Annotated in this window: 20 protein-coding genes and 2 pseudogenes; 15 read left to right on the top strand and 7 right to left on the bottom strand. The window is 71.2% G+C overall.

Features of this window, described 5'->3' with window-relative positions; genetic code table 11:
• Positions 1–3: 3 nt before the first annotated feature.
• The 9 genes from SPR02S_RS53635 (at position 4) to SPR02S_RS53675 (ending at position 7,142) form a co-directional block, all read left to right on the top strand.
• On the top strand, positions 4–963 hold the full coding sequence (locus SPR02S_RS53635; RefSeq protein WP_026151731.1) for an ATP-binding protein: 960 nt from the start codon (positions 4–6) through the stop codon (positions 961–963).
• Positions 964–1,024: 61 nt separating this feature from the next.
• Complete coding sequence (locus tag SPR02S_RS53640) at positions 1,025–1,417, top strand: SCO5389 family protein (RefSeq protein WP_019065303.1); 393 nt, start codon at positions 1,025–1,027, stop codon at positions 1,415–1,417.
• Positions 1,418–1,647: 230 nt separating this feature from the next.
• Positions 1,648–2,610 (top strand): metal ABC transporter solute-binding protein, Zn/Mn family, encoded by a 963-nt coding sequence (locus SPR02S_RS53645; protein WP_019065304.1) that lies wholly within the window; start codon positions 1,648–1,650, stop codon positions 2,608–2,610.
• Between the two features lie 5 nt (positions 2,611–2,615).
• On the top strand, positions 2,616–3,527 hold the full coding sequence (locus SPR02S_RS53650) for a metal ABC transporter ATP-binding protein (RefSeq protein ID WP_245607792.1): 912 nt from the start codon (positions 2,616–2,618) through the stop codon (positions 3,525–3,527).
• Complete coding sequence (locus SPR02S_RS53655) at positions 3,524–4,429, top strand: metal ABC transporter permease (protein WP_019065306.1); 906 nt, start codon at positions 3,524–3,526, stop codon at positions 4,427–4,429. The genes SPR02S_RS53650 and SPR02S_RS53655 overlap by 4 nt, the downstream gene beginning before the upstream one ends.
• Positions 4,426–5,265, top strand: a complete 840-nt coding sequence (locus SPR02S_RS53660) for a metal ABC transporter permease (protein ID WP_019065307.1) — start codon at positions 4,426–4,428, stop codon at positions 5,263–5,265. Before SPR02S_RS53655 ends, SPR02S_RS53660 begins: the two co-directional genes overlap by 4 nt.
• On the top strand, positions 5,265–5,681 hold the full coding sequence (locus SPR02S_RS53665) for a Fur family transcriptional regulator (protein WP_019065308.1): 417 nt from the start codon (positions 5,265–5,267) through the stop codon (positions 5,679–5,681). Before SPR02S_RS53660 ends, SPR02S_RS53665 begins: the two co-directional genes overlap by 1 nt.
• Positions 5,682–5,783: 102 nt before the next feature.
• Positions 5,784–5,954: a 50S ribosomal protein L32 gene (gene rpmF, locus SPR02S_RS53670; RefSeq protein ID WP_019065309.1), complete on the top strand. Its 171-nt coding sequence runs from the start codon at positions 5,784–5,786 to the stop codon at positions 5,952–5,954.
• A gap of 6 nt (positions 5,955–5,960) precedes the next feature.
• On the top strand, positions 5,961–7,142 hold the full coding sequence (locus tag SPR02S_RS53675; protein ID WP_019065310.1) for a GTP-binding protein: 1,182 nt from the start codon (positions 5,961–5,963) through the stop codon (positions 7,140–7,142).
• Between the two features lie 252 nt (positions 7,143–7,394).
• On the opposite strand, the pseudogene SPR02S_RS61540 reads toward SPR02S_RS53675, so the two are convergent.
• Positions 7,395–7,988: pseudogene (locus tag SPR02S_RS61540) on the bottom strand (AAA family ATPase); the annotation flags it as partial.
• Positions 7,989–8,028: 40 nt separating this feature from the next.
• On the opposite strand from SPR02S_RS61540, the gene SPR02S_RS53690 reads away from it, so the two are divergent.
• From SPR02S_RS53690 to SPR02S_RS53705, 4 genes are all read left to right on the top strand, one after another.
• The gene (locus tag SPR02S_RS53690; RefSeq protein ID WP_019065313.1) at positions 8,029–10,611 is read left to right on the top strand and encodes an AAA family ATPase; all 2,583 of its coding nucleotides are present in this window, start codon (positions 8,029–8,031) and stop codon (positions 10,609–10,611) included.
• Positions 10,612–10,633: 22 nt separating this feature from the next.
• Positions 10,634–11,623: an alpha/beta hydrolase gene (locus tag SPR02S_RS53695; protein ID WP_019065314.1), complete on the top strand. Its 990-nt coding sequence runs from the start codon at positions 10,634–10,636 to the stop codon at positions 11,621–11,623.
• A 96-nt stretch (positions 11,624–11,719) separates the two neighbouring features.
• Entirely contained in the window at positions 11,720–12,685 is a 966-nt protein-coding gene (locus SPR02S_RS53700) for a helix-turn-helix domain-containing protein (RefSeq protein WP_043259153.1), read from the top strand.
• Positions 12,670–13,614, top strand: coding sequence for a helix-turn-helix domain-containing protein (locus SPR02S_RS53705; protein WP_019065316.1), 945 nt, complete (start codon positions 12,670–12,672; stop codon positions 13,612–13,614). The genes SPR02S_RS53700 and SPR02S_RS53705 overlap by 16 nt, the downstream gene beginning before the upstream one ends.
• Before the next feature lie 5 nt (positions 13,615–13,619).
• On the opposite strand, the gene SPR02S_RS66025 is transcribed toward SPR02S_RS53705, so the two are convergent.
• Entirely contained in the window at positions 13,620–13,985 is a 366-nt protein-coding gene (locus SPR02S_RS66025) for a hypothetical protein (protein ID WP_019065317.1), read from the bottom strand.
• A gap of 199 nt (positions 13,986–14,184) precedes the next feature.
• Between SPR02S_RS66025 and SPR02S_RS53715 the strand changes: the two genes are divergently transcribed.
• Both SPR02S_RS53715 and SPR02S_RS53720 read left to right on the top strand, forming a co-directional pair.
• Entirely contained in the window at positions 14,185–15,156 is a 972-nt protein-coding gene (locus SPR02S_RS53715) for an alpha/beta hydrolase (protein WP_019065318.1), read from the top strand.
• Positions 15,157–15,179: 23 nt separating this feature from the next.
• Positions 15,180–15,896 carry an alpha/beta fold hydrolase gene (locus tag SPR02S_RS53720; protein ID WP_019065319.1) on the top strand — a complete coding sequence of 239 codons (717 nt, stop codon included), beginning with the start codon at positions 15,180–15,182 and terminating at the stop codon, positions 15,894–15,896.
• Positions 15,897–16,159: 263 nt separating this feature from the next.
• Here the strand turns inward: SPR02S_RS53720 and SPR02S_RS53725 are convergent, their stop codons facing one another.
• The 5 genes and pseudogenes from SPR02S_RS53725 to SPR02S_RS58565 form a co-directional block, all read right to left on the bottom strand.
• Positions 16,160–16,510: an ArsR/SmtB family transcription factor gene (locus tag SPR02S_RS53725; protein ID WP_026151732.1), complete on the bottom strand. Its 351-nt coding sequence runs from the start codon at positions 16,508–16,510 to the stop codon at positions 16,160–16,162.
• Positions 16,511–17,729: 1,219 nt separating this feature from the next.
• Entirely contained in the window at positions 17,730–18,092 is a 363-nt protein-coding gene (locus tag SPR02S_RS53730) for a hypothetical protein (RefSeq protein ID WP_019065321.1), read from the bottom strand.
• 35 nt (positions 18,093–18,127) lie between these two features.
• A pseudogene (locus SPR02S_RS58560) lies at positions 18,128–18,554 on the bottom strand (ATP-binding protein).
• Positions 18,554–18,961, bottom strand: coding sequence for a pyridoxamine 5'-phosphate oxidase family protein (locus tag SPR02S_RS53740; RefSeq protein WP_026151733.1), 408 nt, complete (start codon positions 18,959–18,961; stop codon positions 18,554–18,556). Before SPR02S_RS53740 ends, SPR02S_RS58560 begins: the two are co-directional and overlap by 1 nt.
• The coding region (locus tag SPR02S_RS58565; protein ID WP_043259154.1) for a sodium-independent anion transporter at positions 18,958–19,396 on the bottom strand (439 nt) is incomplete at its 5' end. The genes SPR02S_RS58565 and SPR02S_RS53740, both read right to left, overlap by 4 nt.

Raw genomic sequence — 19,396 nt, forward strand, 5'->3', positions numbered from 1 at the left:
GACATGCGCGTGGCATTCGTCGGCAAGGGCGGCAGCGGCAAGACGACTCTGTCCGCCCTCTTCTCCCGTCACCTGGCGCACTCCGGCGCACCGGTCGTCGCCGTCGACGGCGACATCAACCAGCACCTCGCCTACGCGCTCGGCCTCGACGAGGACGAGTTCTTCGCCGCGCCGCCGCTCAGCGCGCGAACCGGCGAGATCAAGGACTACCTCCGCGGCACGAACCCGCGGATCACCTCCCGCGCCGCCATGGTCAAGACGACCCCGCCCGGACGCGGCTCCCGCCTGCTGCGGCTGCTGGGCGACGACGAGATCCACGCCCACCACGTCCAGGACGTCGGCGGGGTGGCGCTGATGGTCACCGGTGCCTTCGACGAGAGCGACCTGGGGGTGTCCTGCTACCACTCCAAGCTCGGCGCGGTCGAGCTGTACCTCAACCACCTCGTCGACGGACCCGGCGAGTACGTCGTCGTCGACATGACGGCCGGTGCCGACGCCTTCGCCTCCGGCCTGTTCACCCGCTTCGACATGACCTTCCTGGTCGTCGAACCGACCCGGAAGAGCGTCTCGGTCTACCGCCAGTACCGCGACCACGCCGCCGAGTTCGGCGTGCCGATCGCCGTCGTCGGCAACAAGGTCACCGGCGAGGACGACCTCGCCTTCCTCCGCGAGCACGTCGGCGCCGACCTCGTCGCCCACTGCGAACAGTCCTCGTTCGTACGCGCCCAGGAGCAGGGCCGTGAGCCCGGCGCACTGGAGCCGCACAACGCGTGGACCCTGGAGCGACTGTGCGAGGCCGTCGACGCCCGGCCCAAGGACTGGGCCGCTTTCCAACGGCACGCCGTCGCGTTCCACCTGCGCAACGCCACCGCCTGGGCCAACGAGGCCACGGGCCAGGACCTCGCCGCCCAGGTCGACCCGGAGTTCCAGCACGGCCCCGCCGCCCTGGCCACCTTCGCCTGACCCGGCAGAACCAGCTCCGCAACAGACCCCAACAAGCCGCAACAGACAAGGACTTCCATACATGTCGCTCGACGTCTCCCCGCAGCTGCTCGCCGAAGCCGAGAACGGTGAGGTGCGGGAAGAGGACTTCATGGAAACGGTCCGTACATCCCTGCCGTACGCCTACAACCTCGTCGACCGCCTGGTCGGCGAACTGTTGTCCGGCACAGCCGAGTTCGCCGACAACCAGACCCCGCCCCCCTCCGAGAAGGAACGCGGCCAACTGTTGCGCGCACTGTCCAGCGACGCGATCCGCGGCAGCCTGGAGCGGCACTTCGACATCGCCCTCGCCTTCCAGAACTGCCACCGGGTGGCCGCCTTCCGCCCCGAGGGCCGCGGCGGCGAGACGTACGCCCGCTTCACCTCCCTGCGGTCCCAGATCCTCAACCAGTCCCCGGAATTCCGCGACTGCTGACGCCGCTGTCGCGGTACTGCCAGTACGGAGCCATCACGGGGGAGGCCCGAGGCCGCTCGGCCACCGACATCGCCGCATGACGACAAGAGTCAAGTATCCGTAATGATTTTCATTTGGATCAGCCGACTCCCTAGTAGTGACAATCGTTTCCATCTACGGTCGTGAGTGTTCCGCTCCACCGGGCCCTGCCCTGTGTGCGAGGCCCATCAGCCCGTCAAGGAGACCGCGTCGTGCGTACTGCCGGCATCCAGATATCCCGCCCCGCCCGCCTGATCGCCGGCGGCCTGGCCGCCGTTGCGGCGCTGGCCGCCACCAGCGGCTGCTCCACCGCCTCTTCCTCCGACACCGCCGACGCCGGGTCGACGACGGCAAGCAAGACCATCAAGGTCGTGGCGGCGGAGAACTTCTGGGGCAGCATCGCCACCCAACTCGGCGGCGACCACGTCCAGGTCAAGAGCATCATCAACAACCCGAACGCCGACCCCCACGACTACGAACCGACCGCGGCCAACGGCCGACTGGTGGCAGGCGCCCAGTACACGATCGTCAACGGCATCGGCTACGACGCCTGGGCGGACAAGCTGCTGTCCGCCAACCCCGAGAGCGGCCGTACCGATCTGAAGGTCGGCGACCTGGTGGGCATCAAGCCGGGCGGCAACCCGCACCGCTGGTACTCACCGGACAACGTCCACCAGGTCATCGAGAAGATCACCGCCGACTACAAAAAGCTGGACCCGGCCGACGCCGCCTACTTCGACACTCAGAAGACGACCTTCGAGACCAAGACCCTGGCGCCATACAACAAGCTGATCGCCGACATCAAGGCCAAGTACGCGAACACCCCGATCGGCGCCTCGGAGTCCATCGTGACCCCGCTCGCCGAGGGCCTGGGCCTGAAGATGCTCACGCCCGAGTCCTTCCTGGACGCCATCAGCGAGGGCACCGACCCGACGGCCAAGGACAAGCAGACGATCGACCAGCAGATCAGCCAGAAGCAGATCAAGGTCTACGTCTACAACAGCCAGAACGCCACCCCGGACGTGCAGGCCCAGGTCAAGGCCGCAAAGGCCAAGGGCATTCCGGTCGCGACCGTGACCGAGACCCTCACCCCGGCCGGGGCGTCCTTCCAGGCGTGGCAGGTACGGCAGCTGCAGGGCATCGAGAAAGCCCTGGGGCAGGCGACGGGCAGGTGAGCACCGTGAATCCAGCCACCCGGCTGGGCGACCTGGTCCGGCACCGCGTTCCCGCACAACCGGCCGGGCCACAGCCGCCGCGATCGCCCGCCGTGTCCTTGCGCGGCGCCGGAGTGCGCGTCGGCAGCCGCACCCTGTGGTCGGGTGTCGATCTGGAGGTCGGCGCCGGGGAGTTCGTGGCCGTCCTCGGCCCGAACGGGGTCGGCAAGTCGACCCTCATCAAGATGCTGCTCGGCATCCTGCCGCCCGCCGCCGGTGAGGTCAGGGTGCTGGGCGAAGCGCCCGGCCGGGCGGGCCACCGCGTCGGCTACCTGCCGCAACGCCGCAACTTCGACGCGAGCCTGCGCATCCGTGGCACCGACATCGTGCGGCTCGGGCTGGACGGCGACCGATGGGGCGTACCACTGCCGGTGCCCGCCCGGTTCAGCGCCCGGCGGCGGGAGGCCCGGGACCGTATCGCCGAAGTCGTCGAGCTGGTCGGGGCGAGCGCGTACGCGCACCGTCCGATCGGCGAGTGCTCCGGCGGCGAGCAGCAGCGGTTGCTGATCGCCCAGGCACTCGTGCGGGACCCCGAACTGCTGCTCCTGGACGAGCCGTTGGACAGCCTCGACCTGTCGCACCAGGGCGCGGTCGCCGCACTGATCGGGCGGATCTGCCGCGAGGCCGGCGTCAGCGTCGTCATGGTCGCGCACGACGTGAATCCCATCCTCGCCTGGCTGGACCGAGTGGTGTACATCGCCGAAGGCGGTGCGGTCGCAGGCAGCCCTCAGGACGTGATCACCACGCAGACGCTGTCGCGGCTGTACGGCGTGCCGGTGGAGGTGCTGCGCACCAGCGACGGGCGGCTGGTGGTCGTCGGCCAGCCCGAGGCGCCCGCCCTCCACACCGACCGGCACGTCGAGGGAGGTGGGACGTGAACTGGGCTGAAACGAGCGCCGGTTGGTCGTGGAATCCGCTGACCGACCTGCAGCAGATCTGGGCGTTCCCCTTCATGGTCAACGCCTTCAGGGCCGGTACGGTCGTGGCCGTACTGGCCGCCGTGATGGGCTGGTTCATGGTGCTGCGGCGGCAGAGCTTCGCCGGGCACACCCTGTCCGTGGTCAGCTTTCCCGGCGCGGCCTGCGCGACGCTGCTGGGCATCAGCGCTGGCTTCGGCTACTTCGCGTTCTGCATCGGCGGCGCCCTGGTGATCGCCGCCATCCCGCGCGTCGGGCAGGGCGGCAGCGGCCAGGAGTCGGCGCTGACCGGCACGGTCCAGGCGTTCCTGCTCGCTTGCGGCTTCCTGTTCGTCGCCCTGTACAAGGGCTTCCTCGGCGGGGTCAACTCCCTGCTGTTCGGCAGCTTCCTGGGCATCACCACCACCCAGGTGACCGTGCTGACCATCGTGGCGGCGGTCGCGCTCGGCGTGCTGGCGGTCATCGGTCGGCCGCTGCTGTTCGCCTCCGTCGACGAGAACGTCGCCTTCGGACGCGGGGTGCCCGTGCGGGCCCTGTCCGTGACCTTCCTCGTCCTGCTCGGAGCGGCGACCGCCGAGGCCAGTCAGATCACCGGCACGCTGCTGGTGTTCGCCCTGCTGGTGATGCCCGCCGCAGCCGCACAACAGCTCACCGCGCGGCCCGCCGCGAGCCTGGCGCTGTCGGTCCTGATCGCGGTCGCGGTGACCTGGACCGGGCTGATCGCCGCCTACTACTCGCCGTACCCGATCGGTTTCTACGTGACGACCTTCGCCTTCGCCGTCTACGTCCTGGCCCGCGCGGCCCGCACTCTTTCCACGGCCGTCGGCAGGCACCGTGTGGTGGGAGGAGGTGCTGTCGCATGAGCGCCTTCACGCATCCGTACTTCGTGCACGCGCTGCTGGCCGGCACCGCGATCGCCCTGGCAGCCGGCCTCGTGGGGTACTTCCTGGTGCTGCGCGCCCAGGTCTTCACCGGCGACGCGCTCAGCCACGTCGCCTTCACCGGGGCACTCGCGGCGCTTGCGCTTGGCTACGACCTTCGGCTGGGACTGTTCGCGGCCACCGTGCTGTTCGCCGTGGTGCTCGGCGCGCTGGGCCGCCGAAGCCGCGCCGACGACGTCGCCATCGGCAGTCTCTTCTCCTGGATCCTGGGTCTGGGCGTCTTCTTCCTCACCCTCTACACAACGTCCCGAAATGCGGCGAACGGCACCGCCGGGGTGAACGTCCTCTTCGGCTCGATCTTCGGCCTCTCCAGCGGTCAGGCCGAACTGGCGGCCGTCGTCGCGGGCGTCATCTGCCTCACCGTGCTCGCCGTCGCCCGCCCTCTGCTGTTCGCCTCCGTCGACGAGGCGGTGGCGACGGCCCGCCGCGTGCCGGTACGCCTGTTGGGCCTCGCCTTCCTGATCCTGGTCGGCGCCTGCGCGGCCGAGGCCACTCAGGCGGTCGGCTCGCTGCTGCTGCTCGGCCTGCTCGCCGCCCCCGCCGGCGCTGCGCAACGGCTCACCGATCGGCCCTACCACGCCCTCGCCCTGTCCGCGGGACTCGCGGTGGCGGAGATGTGGGCGGGCCTCGCCCTGAGCTACTACGTCCCCCAACTGCCGCCCAGTTTCGCCATCATGGCCGTCGCCACCGCCGTCTACGCGGCCGCCCTCGTCGCCACCCGCGGGCCCCACGCCCGCCTCGGTCTCGCGGAGGCGTGATGGGCGCACCGGCCGACGACCTGGACCTCATCGGCCGCCGCACCGCCCAACGCACCAGCGTCGTAAGGGCGTTGATCGACCACGGCGGCTTCGTCGGCGCCCGCGCCCTGCACGACGAACTGAGAACTCAAGGCGCGCCCGTGGGCCTCAACACCGTGTACCGCACCCTGGCCGCCCTCGTGGACGCCGGCCGCGCCGACGTCGTACGCGACCGGGGTGGCGAACGCCTCTTCCGCCACCGCCCGTTCCCCGAGCACCAGCACTATCTGCTGTGCCGCGCCTGCGGGTTGAGCGCCCCTGTCGACTCCGCGGCGGTCGAGACCTGGGCCGAACACGTCGCCCGCACCTCCGGCTTCGCGGAGGTCGAGCACACCGTCGAACTCACTGGCCTCTGCCCGCAGTGCCGCACGACGTAGACCGGCGTATGGATTACCACCTCCCAGTTGGTAACGGTATCCATTTTCATATAGCTTGGTTGCGGCTCACCGGCAGCCATCGCAGTCGTCCAGGAGGACCCCATGGCCGTTCCCAAGCGGAAGATGTCCCGCAGCAACACCCGTCACCGCCGCGCCCAGTGGAAGGCGGCCACGCCGACGCTCGTGCCGATCACCATCGACGGCGTCCCGTACCTGGTGCCCCAGCGGCTGGCGAAAGCGTACGAGCGCGGGCTGCTGCGCCCCGAGGGCTGACCGCTCATGTCCTACAGCTCTCACGACCGACTGCCCGTCACCGTCCTGTCCGGATTCCTCGGCGCGGGCAAGACCACTCTCCTCAACCACGTCCTCGGCAACCGCGAGGGCCTGCGCGTCGCCGTCATCGTCAACGACATGAGCGAGATCAACATCGACGCCGCACTCGTGCGCGGCGGCGAGGCAGCCCTGTCCCGCACCGAGGAACGCCTGGTCGAGATGACCAACGGCTGCATCTGCTGCACCCTGCGCGACGACCTGCTGGAGGAGATCGACCGCCTGGCCCGCGAGGACCGCTTCGACTACCTGCTCATCGAGTCGTCCGGCATCTCCGAACCCATGCCGGTGGCCGCCACCTTCGCCTTCGCCCGCGACGACGGCGCCACCCTCGGGGAGATCGCCCGCCTGGACACCATGGTCACCGTCGTCGACGCCGCCAACTTCCTGCCCGAACTGACCAGCGGCGACGAACTCGCCGAACGCGGCCTGGACCAGCACGAGGACGACGAACGCACCGTCAGCGACCTGCTCATGGACCAGATCGAGTTCGCCGACGTCATCATCCTCAACAAACTCGACCTCGTCGACGAGGAATCGGCCGACCGACTGAAAGCGACCCTCACCCGTCTCAACCCGGCCGCGCGCATCGTCCCGGCCGTCCACGGCCGCGTGCAGGTCGGCGACGTACTGGGCACCAGGCTCTTCGACCTGGAACGCGCCCAACAGACCCCCGGCTGGGTGAGAGAGCTCAACGGCGACCACGTCCCCGAGACAGAGGAGTACGGCATCTCCTCGACCGTCTACCGCTCCGAACTGCCCTTCCACCCCTGCCGACTGTGGACGTTCGTGACCGAAGAACTCGACAGCGGCACATACGGGCAAATCCTGCGCGCCAAGGGCTTCTTCACCCTGGCCAGCCGCCCACGAGTGACGGGCCTGTGGTCCCAGGCCGGCACCGTCGCCCGCTTCGAACCCTCCGCCGCGAGCAACCCCGACAGCCCTGACGGCCAGGAACTGGTCTTCATCGGCACACACCTGCACCCGGACACCCTGCACGCCGCACTGACCAACTGCCTCATGACCGACGGTGAGCGCCTCCCGCCCGTCGACCCGTTTCCCACATGGGACACCTACGGCATCGACGACACCTGCGAGCACGAACACCCCGAACTCGTAGCGGGCGCCTGAAGACCCCGGGCCGGGCGGCGGACGCAGCCACGGCGCTGCCCGGCCCGGCACCGATCCACAGGGCGGTGACAGAGGAGCGACCCGAATCCATGACCAGTCGGAGCACCTCGCGCTCAGCAGGAGTCCGGCCGCTGCCCGGTCCAGCGGACCGACCGTCAGATGCGGGAAGTCACGGTCGAAGCGCACGGGCACCGCTTCCTCGCGCGCCGCGAGCAGGAGGGCAGTGGGTTCCCCGTCGAGTCGCCGGGCTACGAAGGCGAGCACGTCCAGCGAGCCGACGTCCAGCCACTGGGCGTCGTCGACGGCGATCAGCAGCGGACGCTCCGCCGCCGTGTCCGAGAGCAGCGTCAGCACCGCGGTTCTGATCAACAGCGGGTCGGGGGTCGGTGATCCGTCGGCCTGATCCATGCCGAACGCGTGGCGCAGGGCATCACGCTGACGCGCGGGAAGCCGGTCGACACCGCTGAGGACGGGACTCAGCAGCTGATGCACCCCGGCGAAGCCGAGGTCCTGCTCGCCCTCGCAGCCCCGTACCCACAGCACGCGTCGGCCACGGTGCGCGGCCTGCGTGGCGGCCCTGTCGACCAGGGTGCTCTTGCCGACCCCCGGCTCACCGGTCAGCACGAGCACCTTGGGGCCGTTGCCGTCCGCCGCGCCGACCAGCTGTGTGATCCGTGACCTCACGATCCCTGCCGAGGATCGCCGGCCCGTGTCCCTGCTCGGCACCGAAGTCACCGACGTCCATGAAGTTCCGTTCTCCCCGCCGTTCACGTCCCATCCTGCCAGGCCCGCCGCGCACGACTGGTCACATGACAGATGCGGTCCTCGTCGCACCCCTGACAGCATGCGGATCTCCGGACGGGGCACAGTGATCGGGAGTGCGGCAGTGGGCAGGGAAGCGGACGTCGACCGGATCCTGCGGGGCGTGGACCGGCCGCAGTCCCTGTTGGTGCTGGGGGACACCGGCACCGGAAAGACCCGACTGCTCCGGATCGCCGGGAAGGAGGCCGGGGAGCGCGGGGCCCGCGTCCTGTCGGCACGTGCCTGCCCGTCGGAGGCGCGGCAGTCGTACGCCTGTCTGCACCAGCTCCTCCTGCCGGTACTGGACGAGTTCGACAACCTGCCGGATCCCCAACAGCGGGCATTGCACGCCCTCTTCGCGCCGACTGCGGACGACGCGGTGCCGGAGGGAATGGTCCTGCCCACCGCGGTCCTGACCCTGTTGGCGCAGCTCGCGCGGACCGGTCCGGTCCTGTTGACCGTCGACGACCTCCAGGACTGCGACCGTGACTCCCTGGCCGTCCTGTCCTTCGTGGCACGACGCCTCACCGATCCGTCCGTCACCGTGCTGTTCTCGGCACACGGCGAGGCTCCTCCTCCAGGCGTCCCCTCGGACCTCGCTGTACTGCCCCTGGGCCCACTCTCCCCGCGGGCGGCGGCCCGGCTGCTGGATGCGCAGCCCGGTGCGCCCACCGGACGGGCCAGGCTGGAGCTGCTCCGGCAGGCGGAGGGCAATCCGCTGGCGATCATCGAGCTCAGCCGTGCCGGGGAGCGGACCCGGGGCATCCAGCAGATGTACGCGGCGCGGCTGGAGGCGCTGCCGGAAGGGACACAGCACGCCCTGCTGTACGCGGCGGCCGCCCTGCCGCAGGAGGAACTCGGCACCGTCATGGCCGCGTTGGGCTCCGACGACCTCAGGGTGTGGGCCCCGGCGGAGGCGGCCGGGCTGATCACCGTCATCGGGGGGCGACTCGCCTTCGGCAACCCGCTGGCGCGCACGGCGGCCTACCATCGGCGGCCCGCGCAGCTGCGCCGACGGGCCCACAAGGATCTGGCGGCCGTGTCCGCCCACGGCCCCTCGCACCTGGCCACGGCCGCCGTCGGTCCGGACGAGTCCGTGGCCGCGGCCCTGCAAGCCGCTTCCGCCTTGGGCGACCGCTTCACCGCTGCCCGCGCGCTGGAGCAGGCCGCGCTCCTCAGTCCCCTCGGCCACGACCGCGCCGGCCGTCTCGCCGCGGCACTCACCGCCGCGAGCGAGCTCGGAGACCCGGCATGGGTACGCGAGCTGTACGCGCCACCGGGCGAGGTGGACCCGGAACAGACGGGTGCCGCGGCCTGCGCCGTGGGTGGGGCGTTGTCGTTGCTGTCGTTCCAGCGAGAGGCGTTCGACCTCCTGCTGGAGGCGGCGCGGCACACGCCTGAGAGCGATACCAAGACGGGCTTCGCCCTGGCGGCCGTCGCGACGGGCATCGCCCGCCAGTCCGGACTCCCGCAACACTGGCGGCAGTTGGGGTTCTTCGTCGGCCGGGTGTCCAAGGACGGCGGGCAGCACACCGACGTCCTCGCCTCCCTGAAGGCCCTCGCCTCGACCACGACCGGCCTGGGCCGGCCGGCCCAGCTGCTCACGACTGCCTCGCTCGCCCACCACACCGACGAGTCGGACCTGTGCGCGGAGCAGTTCCGGCAGGCGGGCGAGCGCTTGCGCGCGCAAGGCGCCCTGGGCCCGCTCGCCTGGACCGTCGCGGACCAGGTGGACACGCTCCTGGATCTCGGACGCTGGTCCGAGGCCGAGTCCCTGATCGAAGAGGGGCTCTCGTACGCCGCCGTCCATCGGTGGACCCGCGTCGAGATGGATCTCGAAGCTCTGGGTACGACCCTGCGTGCGCTGCGCGGCGAGAGCGTGCCGGGCACCCGGTTCACCGGCCCGAACTGGCGCTCCGTCAGCCTGCACGAGAACCGCGCCACGCATGCCAGGATGCTGCGGGCCTGCGGTCTGACGGCCATGGTCCTCGGGGACGGAGACGGCGCCTTCCGGCACCTGCGGACGCTGTTCGCGGACGACGGCGATCCCCTCGACCCCTTCCTCTCGCCCCGCTGCGTCGCCGAACTGGCCGTCGCCGCCCACCGCACGGGCCGGCGGCGGGAAGCGGCGCACGTCCTCGCGCGGGTCCGGCGAAGCCAGGGTGTCCGGCCGACGACCCGGATGACGCTGCTCATGCACCACGCGGCGGCGCTGGTCGACGAGGACGCGGACCCCGAGCACCACTTCCAGCTGGCCGTGGTCAATCCGGAGGCGGCCCGCTGGCCTCTGGAACGGGCCCGAGCCCGCCTGGGGTACGCGATCTGGCTGCGCAGACACCGGAGGCCGCTGGAGGCTCGCGCCCAGCTGACCGTCGTACTGGAAGCGGCCACCCGGCTCGGCGCCCGGCACCTGGTCGAGTCAGCCCGCGGCGAGCTGCGCGCGAGCGGGGTGGCCGAGGCTCCCTCGTCGGCGGATCCGCTGGGTGAACTGACCGCCCAGCAACGGCAGATCGTACGGCTGGCCGCGGACGGTCTGTCCAACCGCGAGACCGGCGAACAGCTGTTCCTGTCGCCGCGTACCGTGGGCTCGCATCTCTACAACGTCTATCCCAAACTCGGCATCAGCAGCCGCCACCAACTCCGCGATCTCCTCGTGTGCGAGAAGTGACCGGGCGAGAGGCGGTTGTCGCATGGAACCCGACGGACGGCACCCCTCCTTCCCGGCGCTCGATCCCTTGGTGCAGCGCCTGGTCGAGGCGTCCTCGGCGCCGCCCTTTCTGCACGAGCTGTCGCCGGCCGCCGGCCGACAGGCCCTGACGGAGTCCCAGGTCCACCGGGTGGAGGACTTCGCGGTGGAAGCGTCCTTCCAGGTGGCACCCGTGGGACCGTCCGGGCTGGTGGGCTTCTGGATCTTCCGGCCGCGCGGAGTACGGGGGCCGCTTCCCGTCCTGTTCTACGTTCACGGCGGCCGGTGGATCCTGGGAGACGCGCAGACCCACGCCCGGCTCGTCAGCGAGCTCGTGCTCGGCGCGGGAGTGGTCGCCGTCGTACCCGAGTACAGCCGCGCCCCCGAGGCCCGCTACCCCGTGGCCGTCGAGGAGTGCTACGCCCTCATGGTCTGGGCCGTCCGCCACGCGGCCGAACTGGAGCTGGACACCGGCCGGATGGCGGTGGCCGGGGACTGCGCCGGAGCCACCCTGGCCATCGCGCTCACCATGCTGGTGAAGTCGCGCGGCGGCCCGAGGATCCGTGCCCAACTGCTGTACTACCCGATCACCGACGCACGCTGCGCCAGCGCCTCCCAGCGGCAGTTCGCCGAGGGATATCTGCTCACCCGGGAAGCCCTGCGCGGGTACTGGCGGCAGTACAGCGACGATCCCCGGGACCTGGCCGAGCCGACCGCGTCCCCGTCGCGCGCCGGCCCGGCGGAGCTGGTGGGGCTGCCGCCGGCCCTGCTGATCACGGCGGAGGCCGATGTGACGCGGGACGAGGGTGAGCAGTACGCGGACCGGCTGCGTCTGGCCGGGGTCGAGGTGACCTCGACCCGGTTCCTGGGCACGGTCCACGACTTCGTCTCGCTGGCCGCGCTGCGTGACAGTCCGCCGACGCGGGCGGCCGTGCGGCAGAGCGTCGCCTTCCTGCGCGACCTGCTGCGTGGCGAGGACCAGTCGACCGACTGATGCGTCCGCCCCCGGGCCGGAGGCACGCTGACGGGTATGTCAGCCCTCTACGATTCCTTCACAGGGAACGACCCCACGGTGAGGCGACGCGGCCAGGTGCTCTCCACGAGTTCCGTGCCGACCGGCGAGAGTCTGGAGTTCTGGCATGACGCCGTGCTCGCCACGCTGGTGGGGATGGACATCGCCACCGAGAGCGGGACGTACGACGCCACGATGCGTACGGACCGACTGGGCGAACTCCAGATCACCACGGTCGACTGCGATCCGGGAGAGGTCCACCGGGCCCCGCGCTTCGTCGCCCACGGCGACGGCGGGCAGGTACTCGTCGCCGTACAGAGCAGCGGCACGGCCCAGGTCGAGCAGGACGGCCGGTACACGGAACTCCGTCCCGGTGACATCGCGTTCTTCGAGACCGTCCGTCCGTTCCGCACGCGGTTTCCGCAACGGTTCCAGCTGAAGATCTTCGCCGTACCCCGGTGTCTCCTCGGCCAGCCGGAAGCGACCCTGGGACGGATCACCGCGCGCGCCCTGCGTCCGGTGGGCGGACTCGCCGCCCTGCTCTCACCGTTCATGTCACGTCTCGCGGACACGTCCGAGTCCTACTCCGGGCCGGTCGCCGAGCGGCTGGCCGACAGTGCCGTGGGCCTGCTGGCCGCGACCGCGGCACAGCAACTGGGTGCGGAGCCGGCCGGCCTGCCCGGCGCCGACCGGGTGCTCCTGCTGCGCGTCCAGAGGTTCATCCGCTGGCACCTGGCGGAGCCGACCCTCACGCCCGCGGTCATTGCCCGGGCCCACGGCATCTCGGCGCGGTATCTGCACCGGCTGTTCGAGCAGGAGGGCACGACGGTCGGCCGCTGGATTCGTGAACTCCGGCTCCAGGAGTGCCGCAGGGAACTGGCCGGCGCCGCGAGCGTGGGCAGCGTCGCCCGCCGCTGGGGATTCAGCGGCACCGCGCACTTCGGACGGGCTTTCCGCCGGGAGTACGGCACCTCCCCGACCGACTGGCTGCGGGACGAACGGGCCCGGCGCTTCGCGGAGGAGGACTGGTGCCGGGCCACTTGAGCGCCGTGGACGGGCTGTCGTCGTGGAAACAGGCTGTGTCGACGGCCTACGGCGACCTTGAGCTGGTCTCCCGTTCGGACCCGGAGTTCTGGCGGGGCTCCCTCCAGGTGCTCCGAATGGGCACGCTTCAGGTAGCGACCGAGGAGTCCGACGGCGTGGAGGTCGTCCGGACTCCACAGGGCGCGGCGGCCGACGGCCACGGCCACATGTTCGCCCGTCTGCAACTCGACGGCCGGGCCCGGCTGTTCCAGGACGGCCGCTCGGCAGACCTGCACCCCGGGGTCCTGGCCTTCTACAACGCGAGCCGGCCGTTCAGCCTCGTCCTGCCGGAGCACCAGCGGGCGCGGGTCCTGATGGTGCCGCGACCGCTGCTGAGGCTGGGCGAGGCGGAGCTGCGCCGGGTCACCGCGAAGGTCATCGGCGACGCGCCCGAGGGACCGGCCGCGTTTCTGCTCCCGCTCCTGTCCGGACTGGCGCAGGAGCTCGGCACTGCCGCACCGACCGCCCGCGAGGAGCTCGCCCGCGCTGTCGCCGACCTCCTCGCCACCCTGGCCGCGGATCGGCTGGCCACCACGGAACCGGCCGGTGCACAGGAGGCCACGCTGCTGGACCGCATCAAGGCCACCATCGAGACCCGCCTCGGCGAGCCCGAGCTCTCCCCCCAAATCCTCGCCGACGAGCACGGCGTCTCCCTGCGCTATCTGCACAAGCTCTTCCACGAGCAGGGCACAACGGTCGGCGGCTGGATACGCCGTCGCCGGCTCGAGTCGTGCAGAGCCGAACTCGCCCGTCCCACGGCGGCCGACCGGACCATCGCCGCCGTGGCCGCCCGGTGGGGGTTCATCAGCCCCGCCCACTTCAGCCATGCCTTCCGCAAGGCGTACGGGATGTCCCCGGCGCGGTACCGCGGGCAGCGGCCAGGCGTCTGACGCGGTCAGGGCGCCGACCGCGTCGGCCCGATCCGGGCGGCGTGCGTCTCCGACAGCCGATGCGTGGCCGGCGCCGGAGCAGGGGCGAGTTCGGTGCGCGACAGAAGCCCGGCGCCTGCGAGGGCACCAAGGAACCTGTCCGGCACGGACAGGGAGACCAACCGTCGGCCCAGGGCATCGACCACCTGCGTGGCAGGGCCGACCTGCGCGGCCACGTCATTGTCGTCGCCGACGAACATGACGACACCGTCGCGAGCGGCGACAGCCCCGGCCTGCAGGCGAACCGGGTCTCCCGTGTGGATCTTCGCGTTGCGGACGACCGGATCCGCGGCGTGGCCGGTGGCAGGGGCGACCAACCCGCCGACCGGCATCCTCGACACCTTTCGACAACCTCCCGCGGAGGGAACAGCGGTGAATTCCGGGGCAGTTCGCGTCCGGCAGCGCACGGCGTCCCCTCAGGTGCGCTGCCGGACCAGCACCGGTGCACTGGCGCGCAACTTTTGTCGACCCCTCCGTCCTAACGTCCTGACCGAGGTCCCGCCGATCTCATCCGAAACAGAGGAGAAGCACATGTCCGACGCCGTCGAACCGGTCCAGCCGGTGCTGGAGCCGGCGGCAGCCGCCTTCGCCGAGGCAACCGCCAACCCGCCCTATCTCTTCGACCTGACGCCCGCCGAGGGCCGCAAGGCGGTCGACGAAGTGCAGTCCGGCGAGGTCGAGAAGCCTGCCGTCGACGAAGAGTGGATCACCGTCTCCGGCGGCCCGACGGGCAGCGTCCGGGCCCGGATCGTGAAGCCCGCGGGTGCCTCCGGGCCCCTGCCTGTGATCGTCTACATCCATGGCGCGGGCTGGGTGTTCGGCAACGCCCACACCCACGACCGGCTGGTCCGCGAACTCGCCGTCGGCGCGAACGCCGCCGTGGTCTTCCCGGAGTACGACCTCTCCCCCGAGGTGCGCTACCCGGTCGCCATCGAGCAGAACTACACCGTCGCGAAGTGGGTCGTCGAGCAGGGCGCGTCCAAGGACCTGGACGCCGGCCGCATCGCCGTGGCGGGCGACTCCGTCGGCGGCAACATGACCGCCGCGCTGACCCTGATGGCCAAGCAGCGCGGCGACGTCCCGCTGCTCCAGCAGGTGCTGTTCTACCCGGTGACCGACGCGAGCTTCGACACCGGTTCCTACCATCAGTTCGCGGAAGGCTACTTCCTGCGCCGCGACGGCATGCAGTGGTTCTGGAACCAGTACACGACCGACGAAGCCGAACGCGCCCAGATCACCGCGTCCCCGTTGCGTGCCACCACCGAGCAGCTCGCCGGGCTGCCCCCGGCCCTCGTCATCACGGGTGAGGCCGACGTGCTGCGCGACGAGGGCGAGGCGTACGCGAACAAGCTGCGCGAGGCTGGTGTCCCGGTGACGGCCGTGCGCTTCCAGGGGATCATCCACGACTTCGTGATGCTCAACGCGCTGCGCGAGACCCACGCCGCCGAGGCCGCGATCACGCTGGCCGTCGACACCCTGCGCACCGCGCTCCACGGCCGCTGAGACACCCAGAAGGAGCCCCCCTCATGTCCACCACTCCCACGGTCCTCCTCGTGCACGGCGCCTTCGCGGACGCCGGCAGCTGGTCCGGTGTCATCGCGGAGCTGCAGAGCCACGGCATCCCCGTGCTCGCGCCGTCGAATCCGCTGCGCGGCCTGGCGTCGGACGCCGCGTACATCGCGTCCGTGGCGTCCCAGATCGACGGCCCGGTCGTCCTCGTCGGCCACTCCTACGGCGGTGCGCTGATCACCGTGGCCGGCACCACGGAGAACGTGGTCGGTCTGGTCTACGTGGCGGCCTACGCCCTCGAAGAAGGCGAGAGCCTCGGCGAGTTGCAGGGGCGCTTCCCGCTCTCGTCGCTCGTCAGCAACCTCAAGGAGTGGACGTACCCGGTCCCGGGCGGCGACCCGGCCGTCGAGGTCACCATCGCCGAGGACGCCTTCCCGTCGGTGTTCGCCGCCGACGTGCCCGCGAACGTCACCAAGGTCCTCGCGGCGGCCCAACGCCCCCTGGCCGCCGCGGCGTTCGAGGAGACCGCCGTCGCGTCCGCGTGGAAGACGAAGCCGGCCTGGGCGCTCGTCGCCGGGGCGGACGAAGCGATCAACCCCGAGGTCGAACGCTTCGGCGCGAAGCGGGCCGGGGCCACCGTCGTCGAACTCGAAGGCGCCTCGCACGCCGTGGCGGTCTCCCGGCCCAAGGAGGTCGCCGGCCTGATCCGTGACGCGGTGCGCGCGACGAGCTGACGCGGCGCGGAGCGGTGCGGCCGGACACCCGTACGGTGTCCGGCCGCGCCGTTCCGCATTCCCGGGTGACCAGCACGGACGACGCCGAGAGCAGCACCGGCGGCGAGGGCGGGCGCCGCGCAGGCGCCGAGGCCCAGGGGCAGGGCAGGTGCCCGACAGGCCATCCGCGACCGGAGTTGCGTCGCTCGGGGTGAAGCGGCCGCCTCCCGCACCACGGAGCGCTGGCAACTCCCGGGAGACGGCCGGCGATTGAGGAGCCGTCGCTACGACGGCGGTTTCGCCTGTGTCTGGGCGGCCCGCAGATCGGCGAGGAGTTCGGCCTGCCCCGCGAGCACACCGGACAGGATGGTGCGGGCCACTCTGAGCAGTTCGGCGATGTCCGGGCTGGTCAGCGAGTAGTACACCGTCGAGCCCTCTTTGCGGGTCACCACCAGGTTCGCCCGCCGCAGCACCGCGAGTTGCTGTGACAGGTGGGCCGCCTCGATCCCCACCTCGGGCAGCATCTCCGCCACCGCGTGCTCGCGCTCGCTCAGCAGCTCCAGCACCCGGATGCGAGCGGGGTGGCCGAGCGTCTTGAAGAACTCGGCCTTCAGTTGGTACAGCGGCGTACTCATCGTGCCGTCGCCTCCCCGCTGCAGCAGCATGGCCGCACCCGACCGTTCCCGGCGCATCGCATCCACCCACTCGTCACACACATGCGGCCCATCCTCGCCTGCGGCACCTACAACGCCGAATCCGCGGACGAGAACCGACCACCCGAAACCGGTGATAGCAATCTCGGCAATTGCTAAGGTTAGCAACTCCATGGGTGATGCGAGGGAGGCTTGCGTGAGAATCATTCCGCTGCACGGCGCCGGCGTCGCCTGGTTCAAGTGCCCCGCCTGCCGCCTCAAGTGCCGCCCCACCGCTGTCGGCCCGCACGGTCGGTGCCCACGGTGTGGCGGGGCCCGGATGCTCAAGCTGTCCTTCGGGGGCCGGGCTACCGCGCCCTCGTCGGACGGCGAGAAGAGCTGACCCACACCCGGCACGCGGTTCGACGAACGGGGATGTGGCACGGGTGACCGGAACGGCCGGTCCAGGAGCGGGATCCGCTTCGAGTGGGATCCAACGGCCGCGGGACTCGTCGCCTCAGAGGCGACCTGCCTGGTCATCGCCGACGCGCAGTCCACGCCACGATGATGAGCATCGCCGTCGAAAAGGGCATCCGGGTCCTCCCGTTCCGGCTGCCCGAGAGCTCCGACTCCGACACCACGGCCGAGCAGCCCGCAGCGGAGAAGGCGGCCACCGTCTGCGCGCGGGAGTCGGGCGCACGGCCGACAGCCCCTGGTCTCTCGTCGGCCCGCCTTCGTCGGGCCCCGTTCGTCGCACGTCCGGTGCTGCCGTCCCCGGGCAGTGCCGCCTGCCTGCGCAACACCGCCACGGTCGGCAGCCGGCTCACCGCACACGTCCACGGCACTCCCGAGCGTCCGACAGCCGTGGTCGCCGCGGGTGAGCGGTGGCGGGACGGCGGCCTGCGCCTGAGGACCTGCTCGGCACCGGCGCGCTCGTGTGCGACCTACCGGCTCATGGTGCGGGACCGCTGTCCGTCGAGACAACCGCCGCGAAAGCGGCCTACGCCGGCACAGCCGACATCACCGGCGCGGTCGCCGCCGGCGCCTCCGGCCAGGGGCCGGCCTCGACAGACTTCACTGAGGACGTAGCCATCGCCACGGCGAGGGACGTCTGCGCCGTCGCGCCCGTGCGGAACTGCGACGGCGCCTTCGCACCCGGCGGAGCCAGCAGGCATCAGACCCCGGGCTCCCCGGTCGGCCAGCCTGTCGTGCGCCACTCGTGTCAGCCCTCCGGCGGCTCGCCGTGCCGCGTGCTGTGTGCGGCGAGTGCTCCGGCCAGGTCGGCGTGCACAGGGATGGCAGGGTGATCCCCGCTCGGGACGAGGGAGCCGTCGGCCGGGATCGCGGCCAGTTCCAGGCCGCGGCCCGCTGCGGCGAGACGGCGCGCGGCCTCGGTGATCGCCGGCTGGCCCCCGGCCGACCAGCCGCGCAGTCCGGTCAGGTCGACGATGACCGGACCCGTTCCACGTCCCACCGCCCAGCCGACGGCACCCTCGAAGCGACGAACGGCCTCCGGTCCCAGGTACCCGGAGACGGACAGGACGCCGAGGTCCCGCTCGGCGGTGTATCGCCATTCGATGGTCATGATCGTCAACTTCCTTGCACGGTCGGCCTGTTCGGTCAGAGTGGGAGAGTGATCCAGATGCTCTTGCCCCTCCCGTCGGCGTCGCCCCGGACCACCGCGGTGCCGCCCAGGCCCAGGGTGAGCTCCATGACGGTGGCCAGGCCGCCCGTTCCGGTCCCGGTGACCGCGCCGTAGAGCGCCGGCTGGTAGGGGTGGCGGTCGTGCACGGCGAAGGCCAGACAGTCCTCGCTCGCCGCGTAGATGACGGTGACCTACGGGGAGAGCTCCGCGGCGTGACGGACGCTGTTGGTGACCAGTTCACTCAGGATCAACAGGGCGGGATCGACGGTGGGGTGGCGCGGGTTCATCCCCCACTCGACCAGGGCCTGCTCGGCGGTCTCCCGGGCCGTCCGGACCGCGGACGGCATCGTGGGCAGCGTCAAGTACATGCCGGTAGGGCAGGGCCTCCAGCCGGGCGCTCATCACGCCGCCGCACGGACGAGGCGGAATCCGCTCACGGTCGTAGGGTGCAGGCGCAGCAGGTTGTCGTGCGGACCGTGGGTCCAGCCGCTGAGGGTGCGGCTGTAGTGGGCGGCCTCGTCCGGGTCGGTGATCACGTCGACCGGTCCGGCGACGGTGACGCTCCAGCCCGTGCCGGTCGCCTCGCGTACCTCGTCCACGTGGTACGTCGCGTCGACGGGGATCGCGGCTGCCGGGGCGGGAGTACGCACCACCACACGGCCGTACTCCCAGGTGTGCCGACCGGGCCGGACGACGGTCAGGTCCCGCTGCGGGTACACCAGCCGCCCCAATACGCTGCCCTCCAGCAGCCACAGGGCCTCGGTACCGGAGACCTCGATCATGCGCAGGGCTGCAGGGGGACTGCTCATCCGACGGTTTCCTCAGTTTCCTCGCCGATGGGTCCGGAGGTCCGGGCGGGGAGCGACGGCAGGACGCCGGCGCGCTCCAGGTAGCCGCGGGCGCCCCGGATCGCCTCGGGTGTGGTGGCGTATTCGCGACCTTCGAGCCGGAGCAGCTTCAGCGTTCCGACGGAATCCAGGACCTGGCGCTGTCCGGGGCGTATCCCGGAGGTCATGACGGCGATGCCCCGCCGCTGGAGTTTGTCCACCGCGTCCTTGAGGACGAGCGCGCCGGTGGCGTCGACGGTAGTCACCCGGGACATGCGCAGGATGACGACCCGTACGTCGGAGACTTCCGCCAGCTCCAGCAGGAAGCGATGGGCGCCGGCGAAGAACAGCGGTCCGTCGAGGCGGTACGCCACGATGTGCTCGGCGAGCAGCGCGTGCTCCTCGGCGTTGTGGTCG

Origin of the sequence: Streptomyces prunicolor NBRC 13075, from assembly GCF_000367365.1 — a bacterium.
Taxonomy (GTDB): domain Bacteria; phylum Actinomycetota; class Actinomycetes; order Streptomycetales; family Streptomycetaceae; genus Streptomyces; species Streptomyces prunicolor.

Bases quoted from the DNA above. Each gene is read 5' to 3' on its own strand.
- SPR02S_RS53635 (WP_026151731.1), top strand. From the start codon at position 4: ATGCGCGTGGCATTCGTCGGCAAGGGCGGCAGCGGCAAGACGACTCTG.
- SPR02S_RS53640 (WP_019065303.1), top strand. From the start codon at position 1,025: ATGTCGCTCGACGTCTCCCCGCAGCTGCTCGCCGAAGCCGAGAACGGT.
- SPR02S_RS53660 (WP_019065307.1), top strand. From the start codon at position 4,426: ATGAGCGCCTTCACGCATCCGTACTTCGTGCACGCGCTGCTGGCCGGC.
- SPR02S_RS53665 (WP_019065308.1), top strand. From the start codon at position 5,265: ATGGGCGCACCGGCCGACGACCTGGACCTCATCGGCCGCCGCACCGCC.
- rpmF (WP_019065309.1), top strand. From the start codon at position 5,784: ATGGCCGTTCCCAAGCGGAAGATGTCCCGCAGCAACACCCGTCACCGC.
- SPR02S_RS53675 (WP_019065310.1), top strand. From the start codon at position 5,961: ATGTCCTACAGCTCTCACGACCGACTGCCCGTCACCGTCCTGTCCGGA.
- SPR02S_RS53695 (WP_019065314.1), top strand. From the start codon at position 10,634: ATGGAACCCGACGGACGGCACCCCTCCTTCCCGGCGCTCGATCCCTTG.
- SPR02S_RS66025 (WP_019065317.1), bottom strand. From the start codon at position 13,985: ATGCCGGTCGGCGGGTTGGTCGCCCCTGCCACCGGCCACGCCGCGGAT.
- SPR02S_RS53715 (WP_019065318.1), top strand. From the start codon at position 14,185: ATGTCCGACGCCGTCGAACCGGTCCAGCCGGTGCTGGAGCCGGCGGCA.
- SPR02S_RS53720 (WP_019065319.1), top strand. From the start codon at position 15,180: ATGTCCACCACTCCCACGGTCCTCCTCGTGCACGGCGCCTTCGCGGAC.
- SPR02S_RS53725 (WP_026151732.1), bottom strand. From the start codon at position 16,510: ATGAGTACGCCGCTGTACCAACTGAAGGCCGAGTTCTTCAAGACGCTC.
- SPR02S_RS53730 (WP_019065321.1), bottom strand. From the start codon at position 18,092: ATGACCATCGAATGGCGATACACCGCCGAGCGGGACCTCGGCGTCCTG.
- SPR02S_RS53740 (WP_026151733.1), bottom strand. From the start codon at position 18,961: ATGAGCAGTCCCCCTGCAGCCCTGCGCATGATCGAGGTCTCCGGTACC.